This window comes from Halochromatium sp. (genome assembly GCF_046541315.1).
In the GTDB taxonomy this organism is placed as follows: domain Bacteria; phylum Pseudomonadota; class Gammaproteobacteria; order Chromatiales; family Chromatiaceae; genus Lamprobacter.
Window position 1 is genome coordinate 1 of record NZ_JBKHDN010000105.1, and the last position, 9271, is coordinate 9271.

The following is a 9271-nucleotide window of genomic DNA, read 5'->3' on the forward strand; positions in this document are numbered from 1 at the left end:
CGAGCCATCCGCCGCTGGCGCAACGCATTGCCGCGCTGGAGGCATCCCGCTGAGGTTCATGCTGAGGCCCATGTTGGGCCTCATGCTGGGCAGCCCGTTGGGCATCCCGTTGGGCAGCCTGTTGGGCAGCCTGTTGGGCAGCCCTCTGGGCGAAGCCCGGCAACCGCCCTCGGCGTCGGTCTTGGCGCCGAGGGCGCTCATCGGCGCGGCCGGGCGACCCGCAGCACCGGCACAAGGCGAGTGACGCAAACCGCCCAAGCCAGGCCTGCGATTGAAATCCGAGCACACGTCTGAAATCCGAGCACACGTCAGGCCAATGCGGTGCGCTACACTCGGGGGTCAGGCCAGCGACCAGGGCACCCGACTCCCCTTTCGATAGCAATATGAGCGCGCTTCTCGAGCTTTTCCGCAACTCTTCCGCCTACCATGGCAGCAACGCCGCCTTCATCGAGGATCTCTACGAGCGTTTCCTCAAGGACCCGGACAGTATCGACCTGGCCTGGCGCAAGCGCTTCGAGGCCATGCATCGGGAGGCAGCCAACGAGATCCCCCACGGCCCGGTGCGCGAGAACTTTCAGCGCCTCGCCCACGAAAGCCGCAACCGGGCCCAGCGTCGCTCGCTGAACCGGCTCGAGCCGGCGGCGGCCGAAAAGCAGACAGCCGTCGTCCGGCTGATCAACAGCTATCGCTATCGCGGCCATCAGATCGCCACCCTGGACCCGCTGAAGTTGCGCCAGGCGCCCAAGGTGGCCGATCTGCAGCCGAGCTATCACGGCCTGGAAGAGGCCGATCTCGATCAGGTCTTCCACACCGGCTCGCTCTATGCGCCGGACCGGATGCCGCTGCGGCGCATCATCGACCTGCTGCAACGCATCTATTGCGGCTCGGTCGGCTCGGAATACATGCACATGACCTCGACCAGCGAGAAGCGCTGGATGCAGAAACGCATCGAGGGCTATCAGGCACGCCCGGAGCTGAAGGCCGCCGACCGGCGCTGGCTGCTGACCCTATTGACCGCGGCCGAGGGCCTGGAAAAATACCTGCACACCCGCTATGTCGGCCAGAAGCGGTTCTCGCTCGAAGGCGCCGAGGCGCTGATCCCGCTGCTCGACGAGCTGATCCAGCGTGCCGGTCGCAAGGGCGTGCGCGAGATCGTCATCGGCATGGCGCATCGCGGGCGGCTCAATGTGTTGGTCAACATCCTTGGCAAGCCGCCGCAGGAGATCTTCGCCGAGTTCGAGGGCAAGATTCACCTCAGCCCGCGCCAGCTCGCTGGCGATGTCAAGTATCACCTCGGCTTCTCGACCGATGTCGACACCCCGGGCGGCATCACCCATCTCGCGCTCGGCTTCAATCCCTCCCACCTGGAGATCATCGACCCGGTGATCGAGGGCTCGGTGCGCGCCCGCCAGCGCCGGCGCGGCGACGACAACGGCGATCAGGTGATGCCGGTGCTCATCCATGGCGATGCCGCCTTCGCCGGCCAGGGCGTGGTCACCGAGACCTTGCAACTCTCGCAGACGCGCAGTTACGGCACCGGCGGCACCGTGCATATCGTCATCAACAACCAGATCGGCTTCACCACCAGCAACCCGCTCGACACCCGCTCGACCTTCTACTGCACCGATGTCGCCAAGATGGTGCAGGCGCCGGTTCTGCATGTGAACGGCGACGATCCGGAGGCGGTGATCTTCGTCACCCGCCTCGCGCTCGATTACCGCCATCAGTTCAAGAAGGATGTGGTCATCGACCTGATCTGCTACCGCCGCCTGGGCCACAACGAGGCCGACGAGCCGGCGATGACCCAGCCGATGATGTACAAGCGCATCCGCCAGCACCCGACCGCTCGCGCCATCTATGCCGATCGTCTGATCGACCGCGGCGAGCTGAGCCGCGACGACGTGGCGGCCCTGAGCGAGGACTACCGGGCCAATATCGAGCACGGCATCGTGGTCGCGCGGCCAGTCCTCTGCGGCCTGGAGAATCGCTATCGCGTCGACTGGAAATCGCGCTTCGGCCAGGACTGGCGATTACCCACCGAGACCGGCCTGGCGCACGAGCGACTGCGCGCGCTGGCCGAACGGCAACTGCGCTTGCCCGAGGGCTTCGAGCTGCATGCGCGGGTGGCCAAGATCTGGTCGGAACGGCGCAAGATGGCGCAAGGCGATCAGCTCTGCAATTGGGGCTTCGCCGAAAACCTGGCCTATGCGACGCTGCTCGACGCCGGCTATCCGGTGCGTCTCTCGGGCCAGGATTCGAGTCGCGGTACCTTCGTCCACCGCCACGCCAAGGTCCACTGCCAACGCACCGGCGATGACTACACCCCGCTCCAGCATCTGAGCGAGCATCAGGCGCCGTTCATCGCCATCGACTCGATCCTCTCCGAGGAGGCCGTGCTCGGCTTCGAGTATGGCTACGCCACCGCCGAGCCCAATGCCCTCACGCTCTGGGAGGCGCAGTTCGGCGACTTCGCCAATGGCGCGCAGGTGGTGATCGATCAGTTCATCAGCTCGGCGGGCAGCAAATGGGGCCTCGACTGCGGACTGGTGATGCTATTGCCGCACGGGCAGGAGGGGCAAGGCGCCGAGCACTCCTCGGCGCGGTTGGAGCGCTTTCTGCAACTCTGCGCCGAGCACAACATCCAGGTCTGCGTGCCGACCACGCCGGCGCAGATGTTCCACCTGCTGCGCCGGCAACTGTTGCGCGACTATCGGCGCCCGCTGGTGACGATGACGCCGAAGAGCCTGCTGCGTCATCGCCTCGCCGTCTCCTCGCTCGACGATCTCGCGCAGGGCGCCTTCCTGACGGTGATCCCGGAGGTCGACAGCCTCGACCCGGCGGCGGTGGAGCGACTGATCTTTTGTTGCGGTAAGGTCTATTATGATCTGCTCGAGGCGCGCCGCGCGCGCGGGCTGAGCGATGTCGCCATCATCCGCATCGAACAGCTGTATCCGTTCCCGAAGGAGGCCTTTGCCGCCGTGCTCGCCGATTATCCGGACACCACCGAGATCATCTGGTGCCAGGAGGAGCCCCAGAACCAGGGCGCCTGGGATCAGATCAAGCATCGCTTCCACGGGCTGATCCTGAGCGGCAAACAGGCGTTTTACGTCGGCCGCGCGGCAGCGGCGACGCCGGCGGTCGGGCATCGCTCGATCCACGTCGCCCAGCAGGAGCAGCTGATCGACGAGGCCTTGACCGGGCGCATCAACCCCAGCATGAATCGTCGCATCCCGGTGCCGCTCGACGACGGGCTGGGCGCCGACGATGCTGATGAACAGCCCTGATCGGTTGCCCCATGAATCCCTTCTTATCCGACGCCTGTCAGCCTCATGTCCACTGAAGTTCGCGTTCCCGCCCTGCCCGAATCCGTTGCCGATGCCACCGTCCTGACCTGGCATTTCAAGCCTGGCGACCCTGTCCGCCAGAACGACGATCTCGTCGACCTGGAGACCGACAAGGTGGTGCTGGAAGTGCCGGCGCCCGCCGCTGGCGTGCTGGCCGAGGTGAATGCCGCCGAGGGCGAGGTGGTCACCGCCGACAGCCTGCTCGGGCGCATCGAGACGGCGTCGGCGCAAGCGGATGCGGCCCCTGCGACTGCAACCGAGACAGCGACTTCGGCCGATGCCGCGCCCAAGGCGGAGCCCGCAGCCCAGTCCGAGGTTCCATCCGCCGCCAAGCCCGAGACCGCCTCCGGCACTCGATCCGAGGCCAAGGCCGGGACCCGGGCCGCCGCCGCTCAGGCAGCGGCCGCAGCCGGCACCGCGGCCCCGGAAGAGCGCCAGAGCGACCGCACCCAAGCATCCAAGGAGACGCGTGCGGCACCTGAACAGCGCCCGGCGAGTGCCGACAGCCCCGTGCTGGCACCGGCCGCGCGGCGCCTGGTCAAGGAAATGAACCTCGATGCCAGCCGCATCCCGGGCACGGGCAAGGCCGGGCGCATCACCAAGGCGGATGTGCTCGCTTGGCTGGACGAACAGGAGGCCAAGGAGCCGGCGATCGACCCCGAGGCCGCCGCCTTGGCCAAACAGGCTCAGGCGCCGGCGTTTGACGACGACGCGCCCGTCGCCGAGAGCCCGCAACTGCCGCGTCTCACCGGCGAGGCCGGCCGGCCCGAGCAGCGGGTGCCGATGACCCGGCTGCGCGCGCGCATCGCCGAACGCCTGGTCGACGCCCAGCGCACGGCAGCGATGCTGACGACCTTCAATGAGGTCGACATGGGCTCGGTGCTGGCGCTGCGCACGCAGTACAAGGAACGCTTCGAGCAGACCCATGGCGTGCGCCTGGGCCTGATGTCGTTCTTCGTCAAGGCGGCGGTCGAGGCCTTGCAGCGCTTCCCCATCATCAACGCCTCAGTCGATGGCAACGACATCATCTACCACGGCTACTACGATATCGGCATCGCCGTGAGTTCCGAGCGGGGCCTGGTGGTGCCGATCCTGCGCAACTGCGATCAGCTGAGCATGGCGGACGTGGAGCGCGGCATCGTCGACTTCGCCAACAAGGCCAAGGACGGCTCGCTGAGCTTCGAGGAGCTGACCGGCGGCACCTTCTCGATCACCAATGGCGGCGTCTTCGGCTCATTGCTCTCGACGCCGATCCTGAACCTGCCGCAGAGCGCCATCCTCGGCATGCACAAGGTGCAGGAGCGCCCGATCGCGGTCGCTGGCGAGGCGGTCATCCGGCCAATGATGTATCTGGCGCTGTCCTACGATCATCGCATCGTCGATGGACGCGAAGCGGTGCAGTTCCTGCACAGTATCAAGGACACGCTGGAAGACCCGGCGCGCCTGTTGTTGCGGATCTAGGCCCAACCAGTCCAGGCCAACCAGGCCAAGCCCGCGCGGCTCCGAAGCGAAGCCGCGCAGATGCGGCGTGTCAGGTCGCCGGGATGACCTCGATACGCACGCTCACCGAGACATCCGAGTGCAGATGCAGCTCGACGTCATAATCGCCAACCGCGCGGAACGGCCCATCGGGGAGGCGAACCTCGCTCTTCAGCAGCTCGATGCCGAGTCCGCTCTCGGTGATGGCATTGGCGATGTCGGCGGTGCCCACCGAGCCGAACAGTCGGCCCTCGTCGCCGGCCTTGCGCGGCACCGTGACGATGACGCCTTCGAGCTTCGCCTTGCGGGCCTCGGCGGCGGCGAGCGCCTCGGCGGCCTCGCGCTCGAGTTCGGCGCGCCGCTCTTCGAAGGCCTTGAGGTTCTCTGCCGTCGCCGGCTTGGCGTAGCCGGACGGAATCAGGAAATTACGGCCGTAGCCGGAGCGCACCGAGACCTTGTCTCCAAGCTCGCCCAAGCCACGTACCTTCTTCATCAGGATCAAATCCACGGGGATCTCCAGGTCGAATGCGTTGTAGGACTGTGCTCGGGCTCAATGGCCGTCGGTATAGGGCAGGAGCGCGATGAAGCGCGCGCGCTTGATGGCCGTGGCGAGCTGGCGCTGATAGCGCGCCGAGGTGCCGGTAATGCGGCTGGGGACGATCTTGCCGGACTCGCTGACGAAGGCCTTGAGCAGGTTGATGTCCTTGTAGTCGATCTCGGTGATGCCTTCAGCGGTGAAGCGGCAGTAGCGTTTGCGGCGGAAGTAGCGTGACATGAGTGCCTCGATGGAAACGGATGCAGGGGGGTGCGATGTCGGTGGCGACGGCGGGGTTAGTCGCGGTCGGAGTCGTAAGACTCGGAACGATCCTCGTCGTCATTCTCCGCGCGTCGTGAACGCCGCTCTCCCCGCTCGCCGCTGTCGTCGTCCGAGCCCTCGCGCTCATCGCCGCCCTTCAGCAGCGGCGACGGCTCGGTGACCGCCGCGTCGCGCTTGATGATCATGTTGCGCAGCACCGCATCGTTGAAGCGGAAGGCGCTCTCGAGTTCGGCCAGCGCCTCGGCATCGCACTCCACGTTCATCAGCACATAATGGGCCTTATGGATCTTGTTGATCGGATAGGCCAACTGCCGCCGCCCCCAATCCTCAAGCCGATGGATCTGGCCACCGCGCGCCTCCAGGTTGGTGCGGTAGCGATCCAGCATCGTTGGAACCTGCTCGCTCTGGCTCGGATGCACCAGAAAAACGATCTCGTAATGACGCATAATGCTCCTCACGGATAAAAGAAGCCCCCCGCGCCGGGGAGCGTGGACACTGCGTGTGAACGCTGAGCGCGCGGTGGAGCAAGGAGAACGCCGGTTGCCGACGTAGCCGAACAGTATGCGATGTCGTCAACCGCTTGGTCAACCCATGCCGCGCGCGTATTGATCGTTGCCCCTCTAGCGGCCCCCGAGTCCAGAACCATTTGGCGCCACAGTTCAGCTGCTTCGGTCAGGGGTCGGGGAAGAACCGCTGAACCGCATCCAGGCTGACGTCGGGGCTGGCGTCGGGCAGGTCGGTCTCCAGCCGCGCCGGGGCGGTTGAGAAGGCGTTTCCTGATCCCCCAGGGTTGAGACTGCTCGATCAGGACTCCAGTTGCTCGCACAAACAGGCGCTATCCATGGAGAGCGAATCCCCCATGGGCCATTATGCCCGGATTTTCAGGAGCAGTATTATGCAACGCATCACCATCGTCGGCGCCGGATTCGGTGCGCTGACCTCCCTCAAGACCCTCCGCGATCAGGGCTTCAAGGGCCAGATCACCGTCGTCAGCCCGCGCCCCGAGTTCGTCTACTCTCCCGGCCTGATCTGGGTCCCGAGCGGCCTGCGCTCTGGCGAGGATCTGCGGCTCGACCTCAAGCACTTTTTCGGCAAGATGGACGCCGAGCATCTGGCCGCCTCGGCCACCGGCCTGAGCGACGGCGGACGGGTGCTGCAGACCGATGCCGGCGCCCTCGAGAACGACGGCCTGATCATTGCCAGCGGCGGCCGTTTCATCAAGAAGCTGCCCGGCATCGAGCACGCCATCACCCCCTGCGAAGGCATCGCCGCCGCCGAGGCGATCCGCGACCGGCTGCGCTCGCTCGATGGCGGCACCATCGCCATGGGCTTCGCCGGCAATCCGCAGGAGCCGACGTCGATGCGCGGCGGGCCGATCTTCGAGTTCCTGTTCGGGCTCGACCGACAACTGCGCAAGGAGGGCCGGCGCGAGCGCTTCCGCATCGTCTTCTTCACCCCCGCCGAGCGTCCCGGCAACCGCCTCGGCCCGAAGGCGGTCGACAAATTGCTCGGCGCGATGCAGCGGGTCGGCATCGAGACCCATCTCGGACACAAGCTGAAGCAGTTCACCGCCGACAAGGTCATCACCGAGGGCGGCGAATTACCCGCCGACCTGATCGTCTTCATGCCCGGCATGACCGGCAACGCCTGGTTCGACGACACCGACCTGCCCCGCTCGCCCGGCGGACTCCTGCAAGCCGATGCCCAGTGCCGGGTGCCCGGCTTCGAGCGCACCTATGTGGTCGGCGATTCCGGCAGTTTCCCCGGCCCCGACTGGATGCCGAAGCAGGCGCACATGGCCGACTTGCAGGCCGTTGCCGCAGCCAAGAACCTGATCGCCGAGCTGGCCGGCAAGACGCCGCGCGAGACCTTCAAGGTCGAGCTACTGTGTATCGTCGATGCCAACGATCGCGGCATGCTGGTCGCGCGCACGTCCAAGTACAACCTGGTGCTGCCCAACACGCGGGTGTTCCATTGGCTCAAGCGGCTGTTCGAGTGGTGGTACCTGCGCCGTTTTCGTTAGTCGAGCGACGCCGGGCTGCCAGACGGCCTACCCGAAGACGCGAGACCGGTCCTGCGCGGACCCCGCGTTCAGGAGGGCGAGGCCGTCGCGGGGCGATCGACGGTCTCCCGCCCCCGGGCATCGCGCCATTAGACCCCATCCTCGCGCCTGAACAACGCCGCAGCCGCCTCCGGTGCCGATGGGAAATACAGGTGCAGATAGCTCGCGGTCAGCGCGCCGAGCTGGTAGACCGGCTCACCGCGACCGCCATCGCACTGGCGGATGCCATAGGCGCTGGGGGTGAGCGTGGTGGTCATGGTCGAATGGTGGAAGCTGTGGCCGCGCAGCTCGCCGGCCGGTAGCACCAGGCGCTGCATCCCGAGGCCGGCCAGGCGCGGCTGCAGCCGGCCATGACCGGGCAAGAGTCCGGCTAGTCGACCGCTGTGGCCGTGCTTGTCGGTCAGCGTCTCCAGCAGAGAAAGCATGCCGCCGCATTCGGCATACAGCGGCTTGCCGGCGTCGAGATGCGAGCGCAGCGACTGCTGCGTGGCGCGATTGCCGGCGAGGCGGTCCAGATGCAGCTCCGGGTAACCGCCGGGCAGATAGACGGCGTCGGCCGCCGCGACCGTTTCATCGCGCAGCGGCGAGAAGAAACACAGCTCGGCACCAAGCTGCCGGAGCAGCCGCAGATTGGCGGCATAGAGGAACGAGAACGCCGCATCCCGGGCCACGGCGATGCGCAGGCCCGCCAGGCGCGGCGCGAGCGCCGGCGCGGGCGGTGGCGGTTGGAAGACAACCGGCGGCGGCAGCTCGGCCAGCGCCGTCCCGACCAGGCGCGCGGCGGCGGCATCCAGGCGCTGCTCGAGATCGCCGATCTCCTCGGCCTGCAGCAAGCCCAGGTGTCGGCTCGGCAGCACGGCATCCTCATCGAGGCGCGGTAAGGCCGCGAGGAAGGGGATCTCGTCCGGGAGACCGGCGCGGATCATCTCGGCGTGGCGTGCGCTCGCGACCCGATTGGCGATGACCCCGGCCAGGCGCAGCTCGGGCCGGTAGCGGGCCAGTCCCAGGGCGAGCGCGCCGAAGGTCTGCCCCATGCCGCGCGCGTCGATCAGCGCCGCCACCGGCAGGCCGAAGCGCGCGGCGAGATCGGCGCCCGCGGGCGTGCCGTCGAATAATCCCATCGCGCCCTCGACCAGGATCAGATCGGCCTCGCCAGCGGCCGCGTGGAGCGCACGCTGACAGTCCGTCTCGCCGACCATCCACAGATCCAGCGGCTCGACCTCGGCGCCCGAGGCCCGCGCCAGGATCATCGGGTCGAGGAAGTCCGGGCCGATCTTGAACAGGCGCACCCGACGTCCAGCCTGCCGATGGTGGCGGGCGAGCGCGGCCGCCAGCGTCGTCTTGCCCTGACCGGACGCGGTCGCGGCCAGGAACAGCGCCGGGCAGTGGCGCTCGCCGTCGATTTCCGCGCCTGCCGTCACGCTAGCGTTCGCGCCGGGCCCTGCACCCGCGCCGGCCGCCCCCCAGGCAGCTGACCTCGCGCCCGCCTTCGGGTCCACCTCCGTGCCGGGGTCCGCGCCCGCCTCGGCAGCGCCAGCCCGGCCAACAGCCGCCTTGGAGCCCAGATGG

General features: G+C 67.3%; 7 protein-coding genes. 3 read left to right on the plus strand and 4 right to left on the minus strand.

Annotated features, from left to right (window positions below):
- Positions 1 to 383: 383 nt before the first annotated feature.
- On the plus strand, positions 384 to 3284 hold the full coding sequence (locus tag ACLFQI_RS08455; RefSeq protein WP_410758468.1) for a 2-oxoglutarate dehydrogenase E1 component: 2901 nt from the start codon (positions 384 to 386) through the stop codon (positions 3282 to 3284).
- Between the two features lie 45 nt (positions 3285 to 3329).
- Complete coding sequence (odhB, locus tag ACLFQI_RS08460) at positions 3330 to 4805, plus strand: 2-oxoglutarate dehydrogenase complex dihydrolipoyllysine-residue succinyltransferase (protein WP_410758469.1); 1476 nt, start codon at positions 3330 to 3332, stop codon at positions 4803 to 4805.
- Positions 4806 to 4875: 70 nt separating this feature from the next.
- Here the strand turns inward: odhB and rplI are convergent, their stop codons facing one another.
- The 3 genes from rplI to rpsF are packed head-to-tail and all read right to left on the minus strand — an operon-like array spanning position 4876 to position 6086.
- Positions 4876 to 5331, minus strand: a complete 456-nt coding sequence (gene rplI, locus ACLFQI_RS08465) for a 50S ribosomal protein L9 (RefSeq protein WP_410758470.1) — start codon at positions 5329 to 5331, stop codon at positions 4876 to 4878.
- Positions 5332 to 5373: 42 nt separating this feature from the next.
- Positions 5374 to 5598, minus strand: a complete 225-nt coding sequence (rpsR, locus tag ACLFQI_RS08470; RefSeq protein ID WP_201244330.1) for a 30S ribosomal protein S18 — start codon at positions 5596 to 5598, stop codon at positions 5374 to 5376.
- Positions 5599 to 5654: 56 nt separating this feature from the next.
- Positions 5655 to 6086 (minus strand): 30S ribosomal protein S6, encoded by a 432-nt coding sequence (gene rpsF / locus ACLFQI_RS08475; RefSeq protein ID WP_410758471.1) that lies wholly within the window; start codon positions 6084 to 6086, stop codon positions 5655 to 5657.
- A gap of 449 nt (positions 6087 to 6535) precedes the next feature.
- On the opposite strand from rpsF, the gene ACLFQI_RS08480 reads away from it, so the two are divergent.
- Entirely contained in the window at positions 6536 to 7663 is a 1128-nt protein-coding gene (locus ACLFQI_RS08480; RefSeq protein WP_410758472.1) for an NAD(P)/FAD-dependent oxidoreductase, read from the plus strand.
- A gap of 128 nt (positions 7664 to 7791) precedes the next feature.
- Here ACLFQI_RS08480 and ACLFQI_RS08485 read toward each other — a convergent pair whose 3' ends face one another.
- Positions 7792 to 9123, minus strand: coding sequence for a cobyrinate a,c-diamide synthase (locus ACLFQI_RS08485; protein WP_410758473.1), 1332 nt, complete (start codon positions 9121 to 9123; stop codon positions 7792 to 7794).
- Between the last annotated feature and the right edge of the window lie 148 nt (positions 9124 to 9271).